21 protein-coding genes are annotated in these 21,124 nt (G+C 62.9%); 8 read left to right on the top strand and 13 right to left on the bottom strand.

The features are described 5' to 3' along the window. Nucleotides 1-139 precede the first annotated feature (139 nt). Nucleotides 140-529: a c-type cytochrome gene (locus ACMGE0_RS00295; RefSeq protein WP_436813864.1), complete on the top strand. Its 390-nt coding sequence runs from the start codon at nt 140-142 to the stop codon at nt 527-529. Between the two features lie 61 nt (nt 530-590). Here ACMGE0_RS00295 and rpe read toward each other — a convergent pair whose 3' ends face one another. The 8 genes from rpe to ACMGE0_RS00255 are packed head-to-tail and all read right to left on the bottom strand — an operon-like array spanning nt 591 to nt 9,221. Continuing rightward, nucleotides 591-1,280, bottom strand: a complete 690-nt coding sequence (gene rpe, locus ACMGE0_RS00290; RefSeq protein WP_436813863.1) for a ribulose-phosphate 3-epimerase — start codon at nt 1,278-1,280, stop codon at nt 591-593. Further along, nucleotides 1,277-2,194, bottom strand: coding sequence for a CbbX protein (gene cbbX / locus ACMGE0_RS00285; protein WP_436813862.1), 918 nt, complete (start codon nt 2,192-2,194; stop codon nt 1,277-1,279). Before cbbX ends, rpe begins: the two co-directional genes overlap by 4 nt. 13 nt (nt 2,195-2,207) lie before the next feature. After that, nucleotides 2,208-2,627, bottom strand: a complete 420-nt coding sequence (locus tag ACMGE0_RS00280; RefSeq protein WP_436813861.1) for a ribulose bisphosphate carboxylase small subunit — start codon at nt 2,625-2,627, stop codon at nt 2,208-2,210. A 10-nt stretch (nt 2,628-2,637) separates the two neighbouring features. Then, nucleotides 2,638-4,098 carry a form I ribulose bisphosphate carboxylase large subunit gene (locus ACMGE0_RS00275; RefSeq protein ID WP_436813860.1) on the bottom strand — a complete coding sequence of 487 codons (1,461 nt, stop codon included), beginning with the start codon at nt 4,096-4,098 and terminating at the stop codon, nt 2,638-2,640. A 34-nt stretch (nt 4,099-4,132) separates the two neighbouring features. Then, on the bottom strand, nt 4,133-5,212 hold the full coding sequence (gene fba, locus ACMGE0_RS00270; RefSeq protein ID WP_436813859.1) for a class II fructose-bisphosphate aldolase: 1,080 nt from the start codon (nt 5,210-5,212) through the stop codon (nt 4,133-4,135). A gap of 15 nt (nt 5,213-5,227) precedes the next feature. Further along, nucleotides 5,228-7,270: a transketolase gene (gene tkt, locus ACMGE0_RS00265; RefSeq protein WP_436813858.1), complete on the bottom strand. Its 2,043-nt coding sequence runs from the start codon at nt 7,268-7,270 to the stop codon at nt 5,228-5,230. Nucleotides 7,271-7,281: 11 nt separating this feature from the next. After that, the gene (locus ACMGE0_RS00260; protein ID WP_436813857.1) at nt 7,282-8,154 is read right to left on the bottom strand and encodes a phosphoribulokinase; all 873 of its coding nucleotides are present in this window, start codon (nt 8,152-8,154) and stop codon (nt 7,282-7,284) included. 17 nt (nt 8,155-8,171) lie between these two features. Then, nucleotides 8,172-9,221: a class 1 fructose-bisphosphatase gene (locus ACMGE0_RS00255; protein ID WP_436813856.1), complete on the bottom strand. Its 1,050-nt coding sequence runs from the start codon at nt 9,219-9,221 to the stop codon at nt 8,172-8,174. 117 nt (nt 9,222-9,338) lie between these two features. Between ACMGE0_RS00255 and ACMGE0_RS00250 the strand changes: the two genes are divergently transcribed. Continuing rightward, on the top strand, nt 9,339-10,283 hold the full coding sequence (locus ACMGE0_RS00250; protein WP_436813855.1) for a LysR family transcriptional regulator: 945 nt from the start codon (nt 9,339-9,341) through the stop codon (nt 10,281-10,283). Nucleotides 10,284-10,304: 21 nt separating this feature from the next. Here ACMGE0_RS00250 and ACMGE0_RS00245 read toward each other — a convergent pair whose 3' ends face one another. From ACMGE0_RS00245 to ACMGE0_RS00225, 5 genes are all read right to left on the bottom strand, one after another. Then, nucleotides 10,305-11,117, bottom strand: a complete 813-nt coding sequence (locus ACMGE0_RS00245) for a formylmethanofuran dehydrogenase subunit C (RefSeq protein WP_436813854.1) — start codon at nt 11,115-11,117, stop codon at nt 10,305-10,307. Further along, nucleotides 11,114-12,022 (bottom strand): formylmethanofuran--tetrahydromethanopterin N-formyltransferase, encoded by a 909-nt coding sequence (gene fhcD / locus ACMGE0_RS00240; protein ID WP_436813853.1) that lies wholly within the window; start codon nt 12,020-12,022, stop codon nt 11,114-11,116. The genes ACMGE0_RS00245 and fhcD overlap by 4 nt, the downstream gene beginning before the upstream one ends. Then, nucleotides 12,010-13,641, bottom strand: a complete 1,632-nt coding sequence (locus tag ACMGE0_RS00235; RefSeq protein WP_436813852.1) for a formylmethanofuran dehydrogenase subunit A — start codon at nt 13,639-13,641, stop codon at nt 12,010-12,012. Before ACMGE0_RS00235 ends, fhcD begins: the two co-directional genes overlap by 13 nt. Further along, nucleotides 13,635-14,726, bottom strand: a complete 1,092-nt coding sequence (locus ACMGE0_RS00230; RefSeq protein WP_436813851.1) for a tungsten formylmethanofuran dehydrogenase — start codon at nt 14,724-14,726, stop codon at nt 13,635-13,637. Before ACMGE0_RS00230 ends, ACMGE0_RS00235 begins: the two co-directional genes overlap by 7 nt. An 81-nt stretch (nt 14,727-14,807) precedes the next feature. Further along, complete coding sequence (locus ACMGE0_RS00225) at nt 14,808-15,200, bottom strand: 4a-hydroxytetrahydrobiopterin dehydratase (protein WP_436813850.1); 393 nt, start codon at nt 15,198-15,200, stop codon at nt 14,808-14,810. A 114-nt stretch (nt 15,201-15,314) separates the two neighbouring features. On the opposite strand from ACMGE0_RS00225, the gene ACMGE0_RS00220 reads away from it, so the two are divergent. Genes ACMGE0_RS00220 through ACMGE0_RS00195 form a run of 6 tightly spaced genes read left to right on the top strand, consistent with a single transcriptional unit; the run spans nt 15,315 to nt 21,055 of the window. Beyond that, a complete protein-coding gene (locus ACMGE0_RS00220; protein WP_436813849.1) occupies nt 15,315-16,319 on the top strand; it encodes a beta-ribofuranosylaminobenzene 5'-phosphate synthase family protein in 1,005 nt (334 codons plus the stop codon). Continuing rightward, on the top strand, nt 16,316-17,212 hold the full coding sequence (locus tag ACMGE0_RS00215; protein WP_436813848.1) for an NAD(P)-dependent methylenetetrahydromethanopterin dehydrogenase: 897 nt from the start codon (nt 16,316-16,318) through the stop codon (nt 17,210-17,212). The genes ACMGE0_RS00220 and ACMGE0_RS00215 overlap by 4 nt, the downstream gene beginning before the upstream one ends. After that, nucleotides 17,190-18,314, top strand: a complete 1,125-nt coding sequence (locus tag ACMGE0_RS00210; RefSeq protein WP_436813847.1) for an ATP-grasp domain-containing protein — start codon at nt 17,190-17,192, stop codon at nt 18,312-18,314. Before ACMGE0_RS00215 ends, ACMGE0_RS00210 begins: the two co-directional genes overlap by 23 nt. Then, complete coding sequence (gene mch, locus ACMGE0_RS00205; protein ID WP_436813846.1) at nt 18,311-19,270, top strand: methenyltetrahydromethanopterin cyclohydrolase; 960 nt, start codon at nt 18,311-18,313, stop codon at nt 19,268-19,270. Before ACMGE0_RS00210 ends, mch begins: the two co-directional genes overlap by 4 nt. After that, nucleotides 19,263-20,195, top strand: coding sequence for an ATP-grasp domain-containing protein (locus tag ACMGE0_RS00200; RefSeq protein ID WP_436813845.1), 933 nt, complete (start codon nt 19,263-19,265; stop codon nt 20,193-20,195). The genes mch and ACMGE0_RS00200 overlap by 8 nt, the downstream gene beginning before the upstream one ends. Next, entirely contained in the window at nt 20,192-21,055 is an 864-nt protein-coding gene (locus ACMGE0_RS00195; protein ID WP_436813844.1) for a triphosphoribosyl-dephospho-CoA synthase, read from the top strand. The genes ACMGE0_RS00200 and ACMGE0_RS00195 overlap by 4 nt, the downstream gene beginning before the upstream one ends. The last annotated feature ends 69 nt before the right edge of the window (nt 21,056-21,124 follow it).

Raw genomic sequence — 21,124 nt, 5'->3', positions numbered from 1 at the left:
GGTAAATTTTTTTCATGGAGCGCAAGTCCCGGCCGCCATCGGGCAGGGCCACGCGATCCAGAATGGCCGGTGCGCCAGTGGAGGAATAGCGGCGCTTGGTCTTCGTCAAAGGGCACCCTTGGCGAAATGAGGAAATACCATGAAATGTCCTATCCTTCTGATCGCTGCATCAGTTGCGATTTTCTCTGCCTGCGGGGTCAACGCTCAGGAGGGCGATGCGAACGCGGGAGCGACGGTGTTCAACAAATGCAAGGCCTGTCACGACGCCGAAACGGATAAGAACAAAGTAGGCCCGTCTTTGAACGGCGTGATCGGCAGGGTCGCCGGCACCCATCCCGGATTTGCCTATTCCAAGGCGATGGTCGAAGCAGGCAAAGCCGGCCTTCAATGGGACGAGGCATCGTTGCGCGACTACCTCCACAATCCGAAGGCGAAGGTGAAAGGCACCAAGATGGCTTTTGCCGGCCTGAAGGACGAAGGCGAGATCAACAATCTCCTGGCCTATCTCGAGCAATTCAAAAAGCAATAAAGCGGAGAGCCGCCGGTCGTCCCGGCGGCTCTTCATCCGTTTCGCTTCACCACAATCGAATTCACGCCGCCCGGCGCGCCAGCGCATTGTCCGCCTGCCTGCGGATCGCTTCGATATTGCCGGCATAGGCGGATGCACCATTACCCTTGAACACGGCTGAGCCGGCGACAAGCACGTCGGCGCCGGCAGCAGAGACCAGCGGCGCGGTTTCGGGAGTGATGCCGCCATCGACCTCGATATGGATCGGCCGCTCGCCGATCATCGCCGTCACGCGGCGCACTTTCTCGACGACCGCCGGAATGAAGGCCTGGCCGCCGAAGCCGGGATTGACGGTCATCAGCAGGACGAGGTCCAGCCGGTCGAGCACGTATTCGATGGCGCTTTCGGGCGTCGACGGATTGAGCGCCACGCCCGCCTTCTTGCCGAGATTGCGGATCGCCTGAAGCGTCCGGTCGAGATGCGGTCCGGCTTCCGCGTGAACCGTGATGACATCGCACCCGGCCTCCGCGAAGGCCGCGATATAGGGGTCCGCGGGCGCGATCATCAGATGACAGTCGAAGACGGCTTGCGTCCGGTCGCGGATGGATTTGACGATCTGCGGCCCGAACGTGATGTTGGGCACGAAGTGGCCGTCCATGACATCGAGATGAACCCAGTCGGCGCCCGCCTTGACGACGTCTTCCACTTCCTCGCCCAGCCGCGAAAAATCCGCGGACAGTATGGATGGAGCGATAATCGTCTTCCTGCTCATGATGCGGCCTCCTCTTGTGCCATCCCGCCGAAAACGCGGCTGGCCCGGATGTCGGCGGCGACGATCGTCGACAGCGCACCGGCATCGACCGGTCCGTCGGACGTTTCGAACAGCCGGTTCGCCTGGCGCAGCCGCGCCCTGTCGAGCGCATTGCGGATGGAACGGGCATTGGCGAAATGCGACCGCCGGCGGCGGAGCGCTATATATTGCTCCATGGCGGCCCGCCCTTCCGCGTCGAAGCCATAGTTCTGCTTGGTGAGCATCACCTCGGCGATCCGGAGCAACTCGTTATCCGTATAGTCCGGAAAGTCGATGTGATGGGCGATGCGCGAGCGGAAGCCCGGATTGCTTTCGAAGAAACGATCCATCCGGTCTGCATAACCCGCCAGGATGACGACGAAATCCTCGCGCTGGTGCTCCATGACCTGCAGGAGTATCTCGATCGCCTCCTGGCCGTAGTCGCGCTCGTTTTCCTGCCTATAGAGATAGTAGGCCTCGTCGATGAAAAGGACTCCGCCCATCGCCTTCTTGAGGATCTCCTTGGTCTTCGGCGCGGTGTGGCCGATATACTGTCCCACCAGATCGTCGCGCGTCACCGAGACCAGATGCCCCTTGCGGATATAGCCGAGGCGGTGGAGCAGATCGGCCATGCGCAGCGCGACCGTGGTCTTGCCGGTCCCCGGATTGCCGCTGAAGCTCATGTGCAGCGTCGGCGTTTCGTGGGCGAGGCCGAGACGCTTGCGCGCGCGCTCGACGAGCAGCAGGGCCGCGGTCTCCTTGATCCGCTGCTTGACCGGCGCAAGGCCGATGAGCGAGCTATCCAGTTCGTCAAGGACGTCCTTGACGCCGGATTCGACATATTCCGCTTTGAGATCGATGGCGGAGAGCACTTCGTCATCGATCTCAGGCCTCATGGAAGCCGCCGCCTCAACCATAACGCTCTCCTGCCGGCTTGTCCGCCGCATAGGAGCGGGTGGTGTAGCGGATGCCTCTGCCCGCCGCCTCCTGACGGTCGAGCCGGAAGCCAGGCTCCGCCGAGGGCCGGTTGACGATGAAGGAGAGACGGACGGATTCCCATCCGTGGCTGCTGTCGAACGCGACGAAGCGGATATAGCGGTCGCCATAGACCTTGCGGCACTCCTTCAGCTCCATCATCAGCGCGGCCGCGTCCGGGTTGTCGAACATCGGGTGGCCCCACATGTCCCAATAGGTGTTGCGGGGGTGGGGATCGTCGGTGAATTCGAGGCTCATGGCCCAGCCCTTGTCGATGCAATACTGGGCCTGCCGGGCGATCTGCTCGTCCGTCAAAGGCGGCAGGAACGAGAACGCTCCCTGGGTGATATGCATGTCGCTTCTCCTATTCTGCTGCGGTGGCCGTCGGAACGAAGTCCGGCGTATCGGTCGAGGTGTAGTCGAAGGTGACGTCCTTCCAGATTTCGAGCGCCTGCTGCAAAGGCTGGCAGTGGCGAGCGGCATCGCGCAGGATCTGCGGCCCTTCGCGCACGATGTCCCTCCCCTCGTTGCGGGCCAGGATCATGCATTCCAGCGCCACGCGGTTGGCCGTGGCACCGGCGGCGATGCCCATCGGGTGTCCGATCGTGCCGCCCCCGAACTGCAGCACGACATCCTCGCCGAGAAGGTCGAGGAGCTGGTGCATCTGCCCTGCGTGGATGCCGCCGGAAGCGACCGGCATCATCCGGTTGAGCGAGGCCCAATGCTGGTCGAAGAATATGCCGTTCTCCAGCCGCATCGGATTGAAGTCCTCGCGGCAGACATCGTAGTAGCCGCGCGTCGTCGCGGGATCGCCTTCCAGCTTGCCGACGACGGTGCCGGCATGGATGTGGTCAACGCCCGCAAGCCGCATCCACTTCGCGATGACGCGGAAGGACACGCCGTGCGTCTTCTGCCGGGTATAGGTGGAATGCCCGGCGCGATGAAGATGCAGGACCATGTCGTTGCGGCGCGCCCATTTCGCCATGGACTGGATCGCCGTATAGCCGATGACGAGATCGATCATCACGATGACCGATCCAAGTTCCTTTGCGAACTCGGCGCGCTCGTACATGTCCTCCATCGTGCCGGCCGTGACGTTCAGGTAGGTCCCCTTGATTTCGCCGGTCTCGGCCTGGGCCTTGTTCACCGCCTCCATGCAGTAGAGGAAGCGTTCGCGCCAATGCATGAAGGGCTGCGAGTTGATGTTCTCGTCGTCCTTGGTGAAATCGAGCCCCCCCTTCAGCGCCTCATAGACGACGCGGCCGTAGTTGCGGCCCGAAAGGCCGAGCTTCGGCTTCACGGTCGCGCCGAGCAGCGGACGGCCGAACTTGTCCAGGCGCTCGCGCTCGACGACGATACCGGTCGCCGGGCCCTGGAAAGTCTTCACATAGGCGACCGGAAACCGCATATCCTCCAGCCGCAATGCCTTCAGCGGCTTGAAGCCGAAGACGTTGCCGATGATCGACGCGCTCATGTTGGCGATCGAGCCCGGCTCGAAGAGGTCGAGATCGTAGGCGATATAGGCGAAATACTGCCCCTCCGCATTCGGCACGGGATCGAGCCGGTAGGCCTTGGCGCGGTATTTCTCGCTCGCCGTCAGCCGGTCGGTCCAGACGACCGTCCAAGTGGCCGTGGAGGATTCACCCGCGACGGCCGCAGCCGCTTCGACAGGATCGACGCCGTCCTGCGGCGTGATCCGGAAGAGCGCGATGATATCGGTATCTTTCGGCTCGTAGTCGGGCTCCCAATAGCCCATCTTCTTGTATTCCATCACGCCCGATCTGTAGCGCGCCGCGCCCTTGACGGTTTGGGATCTGCTGTCCATGGCCTGGTCCTTTCATTTTCTTCTGGACCGCCGCTCAGGCGGCTTTCGCGGTTGATATCTGCGGATCGAGATCGCCGGCGGCATAGCGCTTCGCCATCTCGTCCAGGGGAACGACCCTGATTTTGGAGGCCTTGCCTGCCGTGCCGAAGCGTTCGAAGCGGTCGCGGCAGAGATTGCGCATGGCATCCATCGCCGGTTTCAGGAATTTTCGCGGGTCGAATTCCTCCGGATACTCGGTCGCTATCCTTCGGAACTGCCCCGCCATCGCCATGCGGCAGTCGGTGTCGATATTGACCTTCCGGACCCCACAGCGAATGCCGCGCTCGATTTCTTCCACGGGAACGCCGTAGGTCTGCGGCATCCGTCCGCCGAAGCGGTTGATGATGTCCTGCATTTCCTGCGGCACCGAAGATGCGCCGTGCATGACGAGATGCGTGTTCGGCAGCTTGCGGTGGATTTCCTCGATGACGTTCATCGCCAGGATCTCGCCGTCCGGCGCCCGGGTGAACTTGTAGGCGCCATGCGACGTGCCGCAGGCGATCGCCAGCGCGTCGACGCCGGTGCGGGCGACGAAATCGGCCGCCTGATCCGGGTCCGTCAGAAGCTGGTCATGCGACAGCGCACCTTCAGCACCGTGACCGTCTTCGGCCGCGCCGGTGCCGCTCTCGAGCGAACCCAGAACACCGAGCTCCCCTTCGACGGATACGCCCACCCAATGGGCAATGCGCGCCACTCTTTCGGTAATCGCGACATTGTACTCATAGGAGGACGGCGTCCTGGCATCCGCCTCAAGCGAACCGTCCATCATCACGGATGTGAAGCCGTGGCGTATCGCCGTCATGCAGGTGGCTTCGTCGCTGCCGTGATCCTGGTGGACGCAGATCGGAATGGCCGGATAGATTTCCGTCAGCGCCTCGATCATGCGCGCCAGCATGATATCCTTCGCGTAGGAGCGCGCTCCTTTCGAGGCCTGGAGAATGACGGGCGCATCGCAGGTAGCCGCCGCCTCCATGACCGCGAGGCCCTGTTCCATGTTGTTGATGTTGAAGGCCGGAACGCCATATCCGTATGCTGCCGCGTGATCGAGCAGCTGGCGTAATGTGATGCGGGCCATGGTCCTCCTCCTTTCCTACCGATCCGTCTGGTCTATGCCCGATCCCCGGGCGACGAGTTCAAGCGCCGCTTCCACGGCAGCCTTGGCGGTGATGCCGAAATGCTCGTAGAGCGCTGCGGCCGGAGCGCTGGCGCCGAAACCGTTCATGCCGATGAAGACGCCCTCTTCTCCGAGATACCGGTCCCAGCCGAGGCGTGCCGCCGCCTCGATGCCGATCCGGGGCGCCGTCCCGAGCACCGCCTTGCGGTATTCGGGCGATTGCCGCTCGAACAGCTCCCAACAGGGCATGGAGACGACCGCGGCGGCAATGCCATGCTGGGCAAGCAGCGTGTCGGCGGCGGCACAGGCAATCTCGACCTCGGAACCGGTCGCCAGGAGGGAGAGGGTGCGTGGTCCCGAGGTCGCGCGCAGGACATAGGCTCCATGCGCGGAAAGGTTTTCTTCGCTGTCGCGCGGGCGGCACATCGGCAGGTTCTGGCGCGACAGCACGATGAGGCTCGGGCGATCGCGCTCCTTCAGCGCCTCCTCCCAGCATTCCGCCGTCTCGACGATGTCTGAGGGCCGGAAGACGTTGAGGTTGGGCGTCGCGCGCAGCATCGCCAGATGCTCGATCGGCTGATGGGTCGGCCCATCCTCGCCAAGGCCGATCGAGTCATGCGTCATGACGTAGATCACCTGCTGCCCCATCAGCGCCGACAGACGGATGGCGCCGCGGGCATAGTCGGAGAAGACGAGGAAGGTGCCGCCATAGGGAATGAAACCGCCATGCAGGGCGAGACCGTTCATCGCCGCCGACATACCGTGCTCGCGGATGCCGTAATGAATATAGCGGCCGGCATAGCTCCCCGGCTTGATGGGCGCCATTCCCGCTGTCAGTGTCAGGTTGGAATGGGTGAGGTCCGCCGACCCGCCTACCGTGAGGTCCGTCCCGGCGTTGATGACGCCGAGCACCATTTCCGAGGCCTTGCGGGTGGCGACCTTCGTCGCCTTGGCCTGATGCTCCCGGCGGAACTCGGCGAGCGCGTCGAACAGCGCTGTCGGGATTTCCCGCTCCACGGTTCTGAGGAAAGCCGCACCTTCCGGAGCTGCGGCAACCCGGTTGAGCCATCTGCGCCGTTCCTGAGCACCACGTGCGGCGACCTCGCTCCAGCGCTCCAGGATGGGCTCGGGGACCTGAAATGGCGCATAAGGCCACTTTAGCTCCTGTCTTGCGGCCGCGACCTCGCTTTCGCCGAGCGGCGCCCCGTGGGTCTTCTCCGACCCCTGGAGATTGGGAGCGCCCTTGCCGATCACCGTCCGGCAGGAAATGAGAGACGGCTTGTTCGAAACCCGCGCCCGGGAAATCGCGCGGCCGATCGCATCGAAATCATGCCCGTTGATCTGCTGTACGTCGAAGCCTGCAGCCTCGAAACGGGCAAGCTGGTTCATCGACGTAGAAAGGCTGGTGGGACCGTCGATCGAGATGGAATTGTTGTCCCAGAACACGATCAGCCGCGACAGCTTGAGATGCCCGGCAAGGTCGATCGCCTCATGGCTGATGCCTTCCTGCAGGCATCCGTCGCCGGCAATGACATAGGTGTGGTGATCGACAAGCCCGTCGCCGTAGCGTGCGTTGGCGATGCGTTCGGCCAGCGCCATGCCGACGGCCGTGGCGATGCCCTGGCCCAGGGGGCCTGTCGTGGTCTCGATGCCGAGCGCGTGGCCGTATTCGGGATGGCCGGCGGTCTTCGCACCGAGCTGGCGGAACCGCTGCAGCTCCTCGATCGTCATGTCCTCGTAGCCGATCAGGTAGTGAAGCGCATATTGCAGCATCGAGCCGTGACCGGCCGAAAGGACGAAGCGGTCGCGATCGGGCCATTCGGGATGGGACGGATCGATCTTGATGAAGCGGCTGAACAGGACCGTTGCGACATCGGCCATGCCCATCGGCATGCCGGGGTGGCCGGAATTGGCCTTCTGAACGCCGTCCATGGCAAGCGCCCTGACGGCATTCGCCATGTCGTGCTCCGTCACGGTGCCGAATTCGATTATGTCCTGCGGCTGAAGTTGCGTGTTCATCGCTTCATCCCTCACGAGGCTCGGTTCTTGCGTTCGATCAGTTGCATGATCAGGGGCGTCAGGATCAGCTGCATGGCGAGATCGAGCTTGTTTCCCGGCACCACGATGGAGTTGGCGCGCGACATGAACGAGTCGTGGATCATCGACAGCAGATACGGAAAATCGATGCCGCGCGGCCTGGCGAAACGGATGACCAGCATCGATTCGTCAGGGGTCGGGATCCAGCGCGCGATGAACGGGTTGGACGTGTCGACGATCGGCACCCGCTGGAAGTTGATGTCGGTCAGCGTGAACTGGGGTGTGATGTAGCGGACATAATCCGGCATGCGGCGCAGGATGACGTCCATCACCGCTTCCGTGGAATAGCCGCGCGTTTCCCGATCGCGATGGATCTTCTGAATCCATTCGAGATTGATGACGGGTACGACGCCGATCTTCAGATCGGCATGGCGGGCGAGGTTGACCTTCTCCGTCACCGCGCATCCATGCAGCCCCTCGTAGAAAAGCAGGTCGCTCGGTGGAAAATCGCGCCAGTCCGTGAAGCTTCCGGGCGGAACATTGTGGCAGGAGGCTTCCTGTTCGTCGTGGATATAGGTCCGGGTGCGGCCCGTGCCGTACCGGCCATATTCGTCGAAGACGGATTCGAGGATTTCGAGCTCGTTGGCTTCCGCATGAAAATGGGTGAAATTCGGATTGCCACTCCTCTCCTCATCGGCGACCTTTGTCTTCATCGCCTGCCGGTCGTAGCGGTGGAATGCGTCCCCCTCGATGAAAGCCGCCTCGATTTTCTCGCGCCGGAAGATCTGCTCGAAAATGCGTTTGACCGAAGTGGTTCCTGCTCCCGACGAGCCGGTGATCGAAATAATGGGATGTCTTGCCGACATTGCCGTGCTCCTCCCGATCAGGCTCTGAAGAGGCCGCGGTTGCTGAAAAGCGGCGCCCGCTCGGCGATGTTGCTGGGCTCGGCATGGTAGCGTCCGACGCGCGCGACCTCCCGCGCCGAGCCGAAGACGAGCGGAACGCGCTGGTGCAACGCCGTCGGCGTCAGGTCCAGAATGCGGTTGACCGTATCCGTGGCGGCTCCGCCCGCCTGTTCGATGAGGAAGGCGATCGGGTTGGCTTCGTAGACGAGCCGCAGCCGGCCATCGCCATATCCCTTGCGCCGGTCGCCGGGATAGAGATAGATGCCGCCGCGCATCAGGATGCGGTAGGCATCGGCGGCAACGGCCGCGATCCAGCGCATGTTGAATTCCTTTTCGCGCGGCCCTTCCGCTCCCTTCAGGCAATCGTCGACGTAAAGGCGGACCGCCTCGTCCCAGTGGCGGTAGTTCGCCGCATTGATCGCGAATTCCTGCGTCCGCGGCGGTATGATCAGGTTTCCGTAAGCCTGGACGAACACGCCGAGCCGCGAGGAAAAGACGAAGACATGGGTGCCGCTTCCAACGCTGAGAACCAGCGCAAGCTGCGGACCGTAGATGAAAAAGCCGGCGGCGAGCTGAGCGTCTCCCGGGTGGAAGAAGGAGGCGTTAGGCTCGCCGACCGGATCACCAGCCGCTGGGAGGATGGAGAAGATGGTCCCGATCGAGACGTTGATATCGATGTTCGAAGAGCCGTCCAGGGGATCGACGGCAACCGCGAGCGGACCCGTCGGATCGAGAAGGACAGCCTGTTCGAGTTCCTCGGAGGCGTAGAGGCAGACGGGCGCCTGCCGCATGGCTTCGATGAACAGGGCATCGGCGAGGATGTCGAGCTTCTTCGGTATGTCGCCGCCCGGCCCGATCTCGGAGCGCTCTTCGGAAAGGCCTATGCCGAGTGCACCCTGATTGATGGTGCTGCGCAGGATGATCGCCGCCGCGGCCAGCCGCCGAACAGTGAGGGCAACAGCCTCGGCGAGAGGTGCGCCGCTCATGACATGGAAATTCAAAAAGGTGTCTAGCGTCGGCGAAGTCATGGCCTGCCTCCCTGCCCGCTCGCTCCTTCGGGGCATGGGGGTATCGAACCAAGAAATTCGCATTAAGTAAAATTTATTCCATTTACCTTCTAGATAAATATTACTAACTTCCGTCGGATGAAGAATTTAACGCTCAGGCATCTGCGTGCGGCGCAGGAAATCGCAAGACACGGAACGATCGTCCGGGCGGCCAACGCTCTTGGCCTCACGCCCCCGGCGATCACCATCCAGTTGAAGCAGATCGAGGAGGATGCCGGCGTCATCCTTTTCGACCGGACCAATGACGGGCTACGCCCCACCGCAGCGGGCCTTGCGTTTATCGATGCGGCTCAGATGGTCGAAGAAAGGTTGCGTCAGCTGGACGACGAGATCGATGCCATCAAGGGCGTGCGCACCGGCACGCTCGCTCTCGGCGTCGTCTCGACTGCGAAATATTTCGCGCCGCGCCTGATGGCCACCTTCAAGAAGAGCCATCCGGACATCGCCGTCTCGCTCGCGATCGGCAACAGGGCGGAGATCATCGCGAAGCTGAAGAACCACGACGTCGACATCGCCTTGATGGGGCGCCCGCCCAGGGACCTGCCGCTGCACTCGGCATTGTTCGGGGACCATCCACTGGTGATGATCGCACCGCCGGACCACCCATTGGCCAGGAAACGCGATATCACCAAGGAGGAGATCGCCAGGGAGCATTTCCTCGTCCGCGAGCCCGGATCGGGTACGCGCATATCGCTGGAAATTTTCCTTGGAGAGATCCCGGGCCGGCTCGATGATCTCGGCACCGAGATGTCGTCGAACGAGACGATCAAGCAGGCCGTCATGGCGGGACTCGGCATCGCCTTCATCTCGGCTCATACCATCGCCATGGAACTGGAGTTCGGAAAGCTCGTCACGCTCGATGTCATCGGCATGCCCATCCGCCGGCAATGGTTTTCCGTGAGGCGGACGGACAGGACGGTCTCCCCCGCCATGAACGCCTTTCAGGTTTTCCTGCGTCAGCGGGGAGCCCAATGCCTGCCCTTTTTCGACAAGCTCTATCCGATGCAGCAGCAGCCGGGCTGAAGGTTTTCGGCCGATCATGGTTCAACCTTTCGGAAACATGATTTCGCCCTTGCCCAGCACGGCATTGTCGCCGCCGAAACGGAGGGGTTTCGCACCGAGCAGCGGCCGGTCGAGGATCTTCTCCTCGATCAGGTAGCGATCGAACAGCGCCGGAAAGGCGATATCGACCCGCCCGCAATCCACGAATGTGGGGGAGAGGTCGGCCGGCTTCCGGTCGAACAGGAGCGAGCCGCGTTTCATCAGATGGCCGGGATAGCGGCCGACGCGGCCTGTGGCGATGATCGTGCCGGCGATCATGCCGAGACCCGCATGGTCGCCGCACCCTTTCAGAAGCGCGATGACGCCGCGCCGCATTCTCTCGCCGGGGCGATGTCCCGCCTTGCCGCGCACGATGATGAGACCGCCGGTCATGCCGTGGATCTCGCCCGCCATCGGCCCGCCGACCCCCTCGCCCGCATCGCCGTTGATCTCGATGCGCCCGTTCTTCATGCCGGAGCCGGCCTGCAATCCGGCTCGGCCTTCGATCACCAGCATACCGCCGTCCATGCGGCGGCCGGCACGGGCTCCGGCATCGCCATCGACGCGGATGCGCCCCGTCTTCATCTCCGCTCCGACAAAGTCGAAACGCCCGCTGCCGCCGGCAAAGACGATACTGGAGGCATCCGTGCCGGTGATCTTGAAGACATCCCCGACGGTGGCGGGACGCCGGCTGGTGCCGATCCGCAATCCGGCGATTTCCGCGAGCGGCATGCCGTCGAGCCTGTCGGGGATCAGGCTTGACAGATCGAGCCTTTCCTCGGGCTCGGAGCGAAGCGTGAAGGTCAGCGGCTTCATGGCAGGAGATCCTTCAGATGATAATGGAACTTACCGAGCTTGCCGCCATAGTTTCCCGCACTGATGCGCAACGCGCCGCGTTTCGGCCCGAAATCGATGACGGCCTTCAGCCCGGCCCGCATCGCAGCGGCCACCGCGTCGTCGTTCTCGCCGTCGATCACGATCTCAAGGACCGCATTGATATCCGGACCAAGCGCGCTCTTGACGACGCCGCGCAGCGTCGGCGCATAGGCATCGTTGGTCGAGGCCATCATGCCCTTATACTTGCCGCCGACCTTCGAGCCGGACCTGACGATGCCGCCGGGGAAAGGCATGATCGCGCCGGGAACCTTCCCGATCGCCGCCACGGCCCGCTCGGCGGCTGCCAGCGCCTTTTCCGCATCGGCGGCGAGCAGCAGGAGGTTTCCTCCGCCGACCGCCTCTTTCGTCAGGCCGGTCTTCGCCTCGCAGAGGAATTCGCCGTCCATGACCGGCACGCGCCAATAGTGCCTGCCGCCGAACTTCTTCGATATCTGCCATCCGTCGCCGAAATAGCGGAGCGAGGATCCGAGATCGAGGGAGGCGCTGCCTTCGAGGCCTGCGAAGCAGGCGCTGCCGGGAGAGGTGAGAACGCATTGACCGAGCCTGGTCTTCAACTGCTTCTGCAGCTCGTCGGTGCTCATCGCGAAGATCATCACGCGGCAGCCCGGGCGCCCGTCCGGCGTCTTGGACGCGGGAATGTCGATATCGATCGCCGCTTCGCACCCGCAGCCGATGACGGAGGTGGCGAAACCGGTCATGGTGATCGCCGCCTGACGCGCCCATTTCAGGGTCGGCGCCGTGATGATGATCGCCGTCGCGCGCATCCCGAATGCTTCCGCGAAGGTGTCGTCGACCACGATGCCGTTACGGATCAGCTCCTGCATGCGACCTCCGCAAACGGGTTTTCGCGGGCAATCGCCGAATCCGGGAAGGTGAACCAGTCGAGCGACAGCCCGTAACGCTCCTCGTGATAGGCCTGCATGCGCTTGATCATTCCTTTGTCCGGCGGCGGATTGAGGCGCAGCGCCTTTCCCCAGCGATAGTGCGTGACGACGCCGTCCTGAACGACCAGATCGCCGTTCTTGAAGACCAGCGCCGCGTCCCGAAACATCTTCTGAACGTCCCGCCCCTTCCGGTAGATGGCAATATCGGCGATCGCGCCGGGACCGAGATGGCCGCGGTCATTGAGCCCGAGCAGCTTCGCCGGCGCCCCCCGCGTCATGACGGCGACCTCCTCGAGCGTGTATTCGCGGGAGATCGAGGCAAGCGTGGTGAGCTCCAGCGCCGACCGGTCGAGCTCGGCCATTGCCGCATCCCGGGCATCGCGGCGCATCAAGAGCTCGAACAGCTCCGGATAGGCGGTGAAAGGGGCGCCGTTCGGATGGTCGGTGGTAAAGAAAACCCGCCATGGGTCGTCGATCAGCAGGAAAAGCTCGAGCCCCACCGCCCATTGCAGCGAACCGTAATAATCCTTGCGATAGCGATAGGGCACGATGCCGCCGCCATTGCCGTCGCCGTCGAAAATGATGGACTTCTTCGGGCTTGCGGTCCGCATTCCGGCATATTGCCTGGTGACATCGGACGAGATCGTCACGGTCTGGCCGAACATCACCTGCCCGACATCGATCGTCACATCCTTGTTGCCGTTGACCAGCTCGGCGAGCCGTGCGGCCTCGGAAGAGAAGCCGCGTTTGCCCTCGGTTCCGTAACCGTAGAATTGCAGATGCGCGAGATGGAGCGGCTGGCCCGCCGACGCCTGGATGGTTTCGGCGGCCGTCGCGGCGTTTCCCGCAATCCCGAGATTGTTGGCATGGACATGCAGGGGATGGGGAATTCCGAGGCGGCCGACGGAGGCCTGCAGCGTCTCGACGATCCTGCGGGAACTGACACCATAGGACGGAACGACATCGTCGAAGGCGAAGTTGCGGACATTCTCCTTGAAGGCCGCCGCGGCGCCGGCATTGATGACCTTCACGCCGAGCGCCCTCGATCTCGACACGGTCCACGCCACGTAATCGTCGATCATGCCCGGCGAGGCATTGTCCCGGATCATCGACAGGAGGAAATCGTCGTTGCCCAAGATTGCCAGCGTCGCCTTGTCGATGATCGGAATATCGGCAAGCTCCATATGGGTGTGAAGCGCGTTCGATGGCGACATGGCCGGCTCGACCACGGTCGTGAACCCCATCCTGGCGTAGAGGCATCCCGTATTGAACGTGGACCATCCGGCATTCGAAAGCGGCGTGTGCCGCGGCCGCTTGAGATGCGCGGCATGCTGTTCCGGCAGCAGAAGACGCGCGGTATTCACGTTGCCGCCGCCGATATGGGAATGGATGTCTATCGCCCCGGCCATGACGAGGCAGCCGGAAACGTCATAGGTCTTGTCCCCCCTCTTCGAGACGGGCTTCTCCACGATGATGCCGTCCTCGATCCAGACGTCGCGCTTGCCGGTCGAACCATTGACCGGATCCACCACCTCTCCCCCTGCAAGACGGATCAGCATGAGGGCATGTCCTCGCTCTGCAGGGCATGCCGGAGCTCGCCGACGATGGCTGAAACGCTCGGAAGATCGGACGGAGCCTTCGCGGCAGCGGACCTCAAGGTTCCGATACGGCTCGAATAGACCACGCCGTCATGGTCGAGACCCGCCTTGCCGATACGAACGGTGACCGCCGCCCCGGCGACCGGCCGGTCGCTCCTGACCATCGCGATCGTCGGCAAACCGCTTCGTCTCGGCGGCCGCGCCTCGTCGCGCTCCGAGACCCACAGATGCAGATCCGCTTCCTTTTCCGCGATCATCCGGTCTATGTCGCAGAGCCACGGGTCGTAAACCGGCGCGCCGCTCGAAAAGCCGGTTCGCGGCGGAAAGCCCGTCATCCAGGTCGATGCCAGCACCATGCCCCAGGCGTCGTCGTCGGAAGGCAGGAAAAGAGCGCTCGCGCGCTGCCTTTTGTTGATGTCGATCAGCATGCCTTGCAGCATGGCCAGACCGGCAGGGTCGGTGGGGTGGGAGAAAACGAAGACCGGAAAACTTGCCTTCGTCACCGCATCCAGCAAGGCATCGGTATTGGCGAGCGCAGCGGGTGCTTTTCTCGCGGCCAGCGACGCCCTGAGGACGCCGAGCACTGCATCGATGGGCAGATCGGGCGAACCGATCTCTACGGCCTTCGCGCGCCGCCGCAATTCGCCCCCAAGCGCCGAAACTCCCTTGCCATTGATCCGGAACCAGCGCCGGCGGGCCGCCCGGGACAGGTCCGGCGTGCTGGCTGCAAGAGACAGAAGCAGATCGTGATGCGCGGCGGGGACGTCGCCGACGATGACGATCGCATCCGCCCGGCGCCGCACTTCCGTTGCCGTCGCAAAGAACCCGCCGACATCCGTATGAAGCGCGACCTCATGAACGAGATCGCGGCCGTTCACATGGTCATAGGTCGCCCCGACCCGCTCCGCCAAAGCGATCAGGCTGCGGCATCCATGGACATCCGAATCGAGGGAAAATACCGGGCAGCGGCTTTTCGCCAGAAGCTTTGCCACATGCTCGATCGCAGCCGGCAAAGGAACTGTTCGGCTGCCGATCCATGCAACCATCACACTCCGAAACTTTCTGGTGCCGCGTTGAATTTATCTTTTCTTCGCCAAATGTGAAGTCCGCCCGGCGAAAAATGCGGCTCAGCTATCGTATTTCAGATAGGCAAATCGCTGATCGGCGTTGGGCGTGCCTTCAAGCGCGCCGCCCTGCCTGCCGGGCTGCCATTGGACAACGTCCTCGATCTTTCTGGCGAGTTCGAAATCCTTGTCAGTCACGCCTTTGGCCGCGTGGTTCATCAAGAGGACCTCCACCCAGGCATAGGACGCCTTGATGTCCGGATGATGCCATGCCGCTTCAGCCAGATGCCCGACGGCGTTGATCACCATGAGCGTGGATTTCCAGCCATGCGTCTTGTATTTGCGGCGAATCCAGCCGTTTTCGTAACGCCAGTGCGGAAGCTCCGCCTGAAGCTTCGAGACGATTTCCTCCTCCGAATAAACGCGCTCGCGTTTGCGTTCCTTCTCCTCGTTCATCACGGATGCTCCTCGCTTCTTTTTCTCCAGCTCCCTCGCCCAGGCTTGCGCCGGTAACAAAATAGGATAACATGAACTCAGGGCCCGATTATCAAAAAGTTCAGAATAGAACCGATGTCGGACTCCGTCTCCATTCAAGTTCCTGGACGCTTGCACCTTGGGTTTTTGGACATCCCCGGAAAGGAAAGCGCGCGCTTCGGAAGCATCGGTCTGCCGCTCGACGGCATATCGACCAGGCTGGAGATATCGAGGGCAGCCGAGACCAGCGTTGATGGAGACGAGAGTGCGCGCATATTCTCGCACCTTGCCGCCCTCCGGCCGCATCTCGATCTCACCGATCATCATCAGGTCACCGTGTTCGAGACCATTCCCGCCCATGCCGGGCTGGGATCGGGAACTCAGCTCGCGCTTGCCGTCTCGGCGGCGCTTCGGACATTGCACGACCTGCCGTTCCACGTCCGCGACGACGCCACCTTCCTCGGACGCGGCGCACGATCGGGGATCGGCATTGCGGCCTTCGAAGAAGGTGGCCTCATCCTTGACGCCGGCAAGACCAAGGACGACCTCACCCCGACCGTCGTCTCCCGCATCCCGTTTCCGAGCGAGTGGCGCGTCATCCTCGTGCTGGACGGCCATGCACAGGGAATTCACGGAGATGCCGAGATCAAGGCCTTCCGCACGCTTCCGCCATTTCCTGCGGAGAGCTCGGCCTCCATCTGCCGCCATGCCCTGATGGAGATCGTGCCCGCCGTGATCGAAAAGGACATCACGACGTTCGGCAATGCCGTGATGGCAATCCAGCAGAAGCTCGGGGATTATTTTTCCCCGGCCCAGGGCGGCCGTTTCACCAGCCGCGCGGTGGAAGAGACGCTTCTGAAGCTCGGAGAATGCGGCGCCGTCGGCATCGGTCAAAGCTCCTGGGGGCCGACGGGATTTGCTTTCGCGGAATCGCAGCTGGCGGCCGAGCGCATCGTCGCCGCCGCAGCCCTGCAGGGCACCGGCACCACGATCCGCATCGTCGCCGCCAGAAACGAGGGAGCGATGATCACGCGAAGGGCGGAACCGGTCGAATTCAAGCTGGAATACAGGAAAACGCTGTCAGGGAAGGCGCGGCAATGAGCCGGAAAACCATTCTCCATATGCTCACGCCATTGAGACAGATGAGCCCTTTCGACGTCAACATGGCTCTCGATGCGGGCTACGATCACGTCATTCCCTATACGGACGTGGCGCTCGCCGACGTGACCGGCCTCGTGCAGGACGCCATCTTTTCGCGCCCGCCGGATGCCGGCACCGCCACCGGTGTTTTCATCGCCGGACGCGATACGGTCCTGGCGCTCGACATGATCGACGCCGCGAAAAAGGCGATGGTGCCCCCTTTCGGGATTTCCGTCTTTGCCGATCCCGCCGGTTCGTTCACGACGGCGGCGGCAATGGTCGCCAAGGTCGAAAAGGCACTCGAGAAACTGCATGGACGTGGCCTTGCCGGAACGAAGGTGGCGATCTTCGGAGCGACCGGCGTCGTCGGCTATTGCACGGCCGTGATCTCCGCCAAGGAAGGCGCGGACGTCACTCTGGCGGGTCATGACGGGGTGAGCCGTGTCGGCAAGATCGCCGAAGCCATCAAGGCCCGCTTCGGCGTGACGGTGAAGGCGGCCGACGGCTCCACCGACGAGAGGAAGGCGGCATTGCTGCAGGAGGCCGAGGTCGTCCTGGCGGCCGCCAAGGCCGGGGTCAGGGTGATCACGGCTGAGCAACTCCGCTCCGCGACGAACCTGCTCGTCGCGGCGGATGTCAATGCCGTGCCGCCATCAGGGATCGAAGGTCTGGCGGTCAATGCGAAGGCCGACAAGCTGGGGGAAACATCGGCGACCGGCATCGGCGCTCTCACTATCGGCAATCTCAAATACAAGACGCAGTCCGGTCTGTTCAAACAGATGATGGGCACCGAAAAGCCGGTCGTCTACGATTTTCAGGATGCTTTCGCCCTTGCCCGCAGCATCGAAAAATAGCCCCGCCCTTCTGATCGCGGCCATTTCCGGCCGGTCACTTGCGGCAGCAGCGCGCCGCGCCGGCTACAGGCCGCTGGTGGCCGATCTCTTCGGCGATTCCGATACGGTTGCCCTGGCCGACCGCACCGCGCGGCTTCCCGGCAGCATACGCGACGGTATCGACGGCGAGAAAATCGCCGGCGCGTTGGCGGGCCTCGCACAGGACGAGGAACCGATCGCACTGATCTACGGCTCGGGCTTCGAGCGCCGTCCCGACGTCATCGATACGCTTGCCAAGACATTCCGGATTGCCGGAAACAGTGCCGCGACGATCCGCGCCGTCAAGGATCCGGCTGGTCTCTCCCGGCTCTGCTGGGATCTCGGCATCAGGCATCCGGCGATCCGGTTCTCGCCGCCGCTCCAGCAGGAAGGTTGGCTGACCAAGCTTGGTGGCGGCGCCGGAGGATCCCATGTCCGGCCGGCCGGAGCGCCCCTCGAAGACGGCTATTATTACCAGAAGTTCGTCGAGGGCTGCAGCATCTCGGCCCTGTTCCTGGCACAGGCGGGGAGTGCGCGCATCGTCGGTTTCAGCCGGCAGTGGTCCTCGCCCTCGCAATCCTCGCCGTTTCGCTATGGCGGTGCAGTGCGGCTCATGCGCTTCGATCGGGAAAAAAAGGCCGAGATCGCCTGCTGGCTCGACAGATTGACGAAACGCACCGGCCTTGTCGGTCTCTGCAGCGCCGATTTCATCGACGGGCCGGAGGGGCTGCACCTCATCGAAATCAATCCGCGACCGGGAGCCACGCTCGATATCTTCGACACTGAGGATGCACCACTGCTCGCCGCACATCTGAACGCCGTGCGGGGTGACGAGATCACGGTCCCGACTTATCGCGGCACGAGGGCTTCGGCGATCGCCTACGCGCCCTACGCCATGTCCCGTTTTCCGGACGTCGCTTGGCCGAGCATGACGGCCGATCACCAGAATCCCGGATCGGCGCTGAGCGCCGACGATCCCGTCTGCACCGTCCTGGCCGAGGCACGATCCGCCGCCGCCGCCGAGCGGGCCGTGAAACGTCGCGTCAATGAAATGGCGGAGCATTGGAAGGAGAGTTTCCAATGATGAACGGAAAAGCCTCTCTCAACAGAAACGCCCAGCGCATCGTCGATCAGATCGTTGCCGATGGCGAGCGGTTCGGCATCACCTACACGCGCGGCCCTCTGGGAGAACATCTGATCGATGCCGGCGCAGCCAGTCTCGGCGGGCTCGAAGTCGGGCTGCGGATGACGGAAATCTGCATGGGCGGTCTCGGGACCGTCTCCTTGACGCTCGACCGCAATAACGAAAAATGGCCGCTGAGCGTCACCGTCCATTCCTCGCAACCGGTCATTGCCTGCCTCGGCAGTCAATATGCGGGCTGGCGGCTTTCGCATGAGAAATATTTCGCCATGGGCTCCGGTCCCGCACGCGTGCTGGCGCGGGTGGAGCCGCTGTTCGAAGAGATTGCCTATAGCGAAACCGACGCTTCGACGTCGATCCTCGTGCTGGAAGCGGACAAACCGCCGCCGCCCGCCGTCGTCGAGAAGGTGGCGGTGGCGACAGGACTGCCGGCTGGCGCTCTGACCTTCATCTACGCGCCGACGCAAAGCCTTGCCGGCTCCGTGCAAATCATCGGCCGCTCCCTGGAGGTCGCCCTTCACAAAGCGCACAGTCTGCACTTCCCTTTGGATGCCATCGTCGACGGAGCGGGATGCGCCCCGGTTCCGGCACCCCATCCCGATTTCCTGCAGGCCATGGGGCGCACGAACGATGCCATCATCTATGGCGGACTGGTGCAATTGTTCGTCCGCGGCAGCGCGGCGGCGGCCCGCGAACTCGCCGATCAGTTGCCGAGCAACAGGTCACGCGACTACGGGCAGCCGTTTGCGGAAATCTTCAAGAAGTTCAACGGCGACTTCTATGCGATCGATCCGCATCTCTTCAGCCCGGCCGAGGTGATCGTCACGGCCGTCGAGACGGGCGACACCTTCCGCGCCGGCGAATGGAACGGTGAGATGCTGGAGCAATCTCTTGGCTGAACAGGTGGTGATGTCCGACAGGGTTCTCATTGTTTCCGACAAGCCGGACGGCCAGGTGAAACAATTGCGGCGCTCCTTCAAGGAGCTCGGTTCGGAAACGATCTTCTGCCCGCTCAGCGATATAGCATTCGATACGCGATATCCTTCGGGCATCGCCATCCCGACGCTGGACGGGGCTCTTCCGGCCGGCGTGATCGTCCGTTCCATTTCCGGCGGCACGTTCGAAGCAATCACGCGCCGTCTCGGCATTTTGCACGCCCTCGCCCATCTCGGCGTGCCGGTCTGGAATTCCGCCAAGGCGATCGAGCGGTGCGTCGACAAATCGACCACCACGTTTCTGCTTGCGACAGCCGGAATTCCGACGCCGGAGACCTTCGCCGTCGAAGGCCCCGACAACGCCAAGGCGATCGTCGAGCGCGAGGTGCCGCAGGGTCCGCTCGTGCTGAAACCCCTGTTCGGCTCGCAGGGACGCGGAATCCGGCTCGTCCGTTCGACTGCCGACCTGCCCGACCCCGACGACGTCGACAATGTCTATTACCTGCAGCGTCTCGTCGTGCGCAACGGACCGCCCTATCGGGACTACCGCATATTCGTCAGCAACGGCGAAGTTCTCGGCATGATGGGACGCTGCGCCGACGGCTGGATTACCAATATCGCGCGGGGAGCAAGGGCGGAACCCGTTGTCGGACTATTGCACCAGAAGCTCGAGGACCTTGCGCTCGCCGCCGCCGCAACGATCGGCACCGACTTCGCGGGTATCGATATCGTTCAGGGATGCGAAGGCAATCTCCTCGTGCTGGAGGTCAACAGCATGCCCGCCTGGGCCGGTTTGCAATCCGTCGTTCCCGTCCGCATCGCCGATTGCATCGCCCAGGCGATGGTCGAGCTTCTCGATCCCGCTGCTAAGGAAAGACCCGCCGCATGACGCTGACGCGGCAGCAGATCATGACCGCATATCTCGATGCCTGCCGGGCCGAGATCGAGGCGCTGAAGCCCGGCAACGTCCATCGCTTCGCGGACGGGCACCGGATGACTGCCGGTCAGTTCCTCGAAAGCGCCGAGGTCAGCGCGCCGCTGGTTTCCGAACCCTTTGCATCGGTCGGCCGGCGCGTGCTTACCGCAGTATCGGCGACGCGTGAAAGGGTCGGAACGAACACCAATCTCGGCATCCTCCTGCTTTGCGCCCCGCTCGCCAAAGCGGCGGAAAGCGCTTCGGCGCATTTCCGCGACGACCTGCGCCGGACATTGGATGAAATGGATGCGGAAGACGCCCGCGACGTCTTCGCCGCCATCCGGCTCGGCAATCCGGGAGGCCTCGGCAGCGCCGAAGAGCAGGATGTCCGGGAAGAGCCGACGGTATCGCTCCTCGACGCCATGGGCATGGCCGCCGACCGCGACATGATCGCGAGACAGTATGTGACCGGCTTTGCCGACATATTCGCCGGCGGCCTGTCCGCCTGGGCAGAAGCGAGCGAAAAGGGCGAAAAGGAAATGTGGCCGACGATCTTCGTCTATCTTCACTTCCTGTCGTCATTTCCCGACAGCCATGTCGGACGCAAGCACGGCATCGATCTCGCCGAAGAAATCAGAAAAGAGGCGGAGACGATACGCCGGATCGTGACGAAGGAGACGGACTTGTCGAGGCGGGAAAAGGCGCTGCTGGACTTCGACAAGCGGCTTAAAGACAAGGATATCAACCCCGGAACCTCCGCCGACCTCACGGTTGCGACGCTTTTTGTCTGCAACATGAACTTCGGCTTGCATAATTCCGACTTAAATGCTTGAATTTGATCGGCGAACAAATCTTACTCGCTGCTATCTGGCCAACCGACCCGATCAAAGGGTGCTGCGAAC

This window comes from Neorhizobium descurainiae (genome assembly GCF_051400715.1).
Lineage (GTDB): Bacteria > Pseudomonadota > Alphaproteobacteria > Rhizobiales > Rhizobiaceae > Neorhizobium.
This window is presented reverse-complemented; position numbering and strand designations above follow the sequence as displayed.

Coding starts and splice junctions, on each gene's coding strand:
- fba (WP_436813859.1), bottom strand. CDS start 5,212: ATGGCCCGCATCACATTACGCCAGCTGCTCGATCACGCGGCAGCATAC.
- ACMGE0_RS00230 (WP_436813851.1), bottom strand. CDS start 14,726: ATGGTTGCATGGATCGGCAGCCGAACAGTTCCTTTGCCGGCTGCGATC.
- rpe (WP_436813863.1), bottom strand. CDS start 1,280: ATGAGCAGGAAGACGATTATCGCTCCATCCATACTGTCCGCGGATTTT.
- tkt (WP_436813858.1), bottom strand. CDS start 7,270: ATGAACACGCAACTTCAGCCGCAGGACATAATCGAATTCGGCACCGTG.
- ACMGE0_RS00295 (WP_436813864.1), top strand. CDS start 140: ATGAAATGTCCTATCCTTCTGATCGCTGCATCAGTTGCGATTTTCTCT.
- ACMGE0_RS00260 (WP_436813857.1), bottom strand. CDS start 8,154: ATGTCGGCAAGACATCCCATTATTTCGATCACCGGCTCGTCGGGAGCA.
- ACMGE0_RS00235 (WP_436813852.1), bottom strand. CDS start 13,641: ATGCTGATCCGTCTTGCAGGGGGAGAGGTGGTGGATCCGGTCAATGGT.
- ACMGE0_RS00220 (WP_436813849.1), top strand. CDS start 15,315: ATGTCGGACTCCGTCTCCATTCAAGTTCCTGGACGCTTGCACCTTGGG.
- fhcD (WP_436813853.1), bottom strand. CDS start 12,022: ATGCAGGAGCTGATCCGTAACGGCATCGTGGTCGACGACACCTTCGCG.
- ACMGE0_RS00195 (WP_436813844.1), top strand. CDS start 20,192: ATGACGCTGACGCGGCAGCAGATCATGACCGCATATCTCGATGCCTGC.
- ACMGE0_RS00245 (WP_436813854.1), bottom strand. CDS start 11,117: ATGAAGCCGCTGACCTTCACGCTTCGCTCCGAGCCCGAGGAAAGGCTC.
- ACMGE0_RS00255 (WP_436813856.1), bottom strand. CDS start 9,221: ATGACTTCGCCGACGCTAGACACCTTTTTGAATTTCCATGTCATGAGC.
- ACMGE0_RS00225 (WP_436813850.1), bottom strand. CDS start 15,200: ATGAACGAGGAGAAGGAACGCAAACGCGAGCGCGTTTATTCGGAGGAG.
- ACMGE0_RS00275 (WP_436813860.1), bottom strand. CDS start 4,098: ATGGACAGCAGATCCCAAACCGTCAAGGGCGCGGCGCGCTACAGATCG.
- cbbX (WP_436813862.1), bottom strand. CDS start 2,194: ATGAGGCCTGAGATCGATGACGAAGTGCTCTCCGCCATCGATCTCAAA.
- mch (WP_436813846.1), top strand. CDS start 18,311: ATGATGAACGGAAAAGCCTCTCTCAACAGAAACGCCCAGCGCATCGTC.
- ACMGE0_RS00250 (WP_436813855.1), top strand. CDS start 9,339: ATGAAGAATTTAACGCTCAGGCATCTGCGTGCGGCGCAGGAAATCGCA.
- ACMGE0_RS00280 (WP_436813861.1), bottom strand. CDS start 2,627: ATGCATATCACCCAGGGAGCGTTCTCGTTCCTGCCGCCTTTGACGGAC.
- ACMGE0_RS00215 (WP_436813848.1), top strand. CDS start 16,316: ATGAGCCGGAAAACCATTCTCCATATGCTCACGCCATTGAGACAGATG.